Here is a 1134-nt window from a genome sequence, read left to right as displayed (position 1 = left end):
TCCGAGGGGATATGACGCCGGGAAGAAGATCAGAGGACGCAAGCGCCATAACCTCACCGACACCCAAGGCAATCTCGTCCATGCCCTCATCCACACTGCCGACATCCAGGACCGCGACGGCGCGCCGAAGTCTTCCGAACGTCGTCGATCGAGGCCGTTCTCGAAAAATGCGAGCAGTTCTTCAAGCTGATGCCAAGCCCATCGCAGGAAGCAAGCGCACCGTCAGAGATTTGAACCGTGTTGCGGTTTACTCCAGAGCCTACAAGCCCAGCCTGCGGCTGGGTCCTGGTCAGATCGAAACGTTGTGCGGCGACGACCGGTCCCGGCGCGCTTGCGTCGCGTAGGCGCCGCGCGCCGGACCTCGGTCGCGCATGCCAACCATCGTGGACACTACGGATATCAATGTTCACGACGTGCCTGGATGTGCCAGAATCGCAACGTCGTTTACGTCCCTTACACAGCCAAAACCGCTCCGGGTATTTCCAATTAAGGCGATTTCGCTTAGTGTTGCGTAAATGCAGGCCCTTGATAAGGTAAAAAATTCAAGCAGATAGCTTGTTTTGCTTTGATGCGAGTGCTGTGGCACTGTTATATGGTGTTGCAAGCTAACTAGATACAGCTGTTGCACCTCTGATGGTGCTGGAGCCCAAAAATTTTCCGTCGACGCCGGTCAATCTCCACGTACTTACTGATCCAAGTCGCCTCGCTCCTGCCAGAATGTTCCAGGCGATGACGTGCATCCGTTTGCCCTGGAGGCGCAGGAAGTCGAGTACGTTGGTGCGGCCGGCAGACCGGTTGACGTGGATGAGGCAGCCCAGGCTCTCTGTCTCGTTGGAACGACGCCGCGTGTCCTGAAAGGGCACGGGGACGTTGGCGGGATGGGTGTTCCATGAGCCTATCTCAGCGTTTCATATCCGGTTGATCGGAGGATTATGATCTCGTTGCATCATACGGGAGATCAGATCACCCAAGGCAGAGCGTCGGATGCGCCTTTCTCGCGGCCTCCAATCTGAGAGCAGCCCCATCGCGAGCAGGTCGGGGCCGACGGAGATCATATCCTCACCGGTCTCTTCTCGAACAAGTTCATTTATGAAGTCGAAGTCCTTCCCATCATAGAGGTCCAAAAGCTGTAGG

The 1134-nt window shown here is 56.5% G+C and carries 1 protein-coding gene and 1 pseudogene; one reads left to right on the top strand and one right to left on the bottom strand.

The window, feature by feature from the left end; all coding sequences use genetic code 11:
• Positions 1-127: pseudogene (locus ACM9LZ_RS25850) on the top strand (transposase); the annotation flags it as partial.
• Between the two features lie 781 nt (positions 128-908).
• Here the strand turns inward: ACM9LZ_RS25850 and ACM9LZ_RS25845 are convergent.
• Positions 909-1134 (bottom strand): hypothetical protein (locus ACM9LZ_RS25845; RefSeq protein WP_416622373.1); only part of this gene is annotated, 226 nt, incomplete at its 5' end.

It is taken from the genome of Niveispirillum fermenti, from assembly GCF_048066175.1.
In the GTDB taxonomy this organism is placed as follows: domain Bacteria; phylum Pseudomonadota; class Alphaproteobacteria; order Azospirillales; family Azospirillaceae; genus Niveispirillum; species Niveispirillum fermenti.
This window is presented reverse-complemented; position numbering and strand designations above follow the sequence as displayed.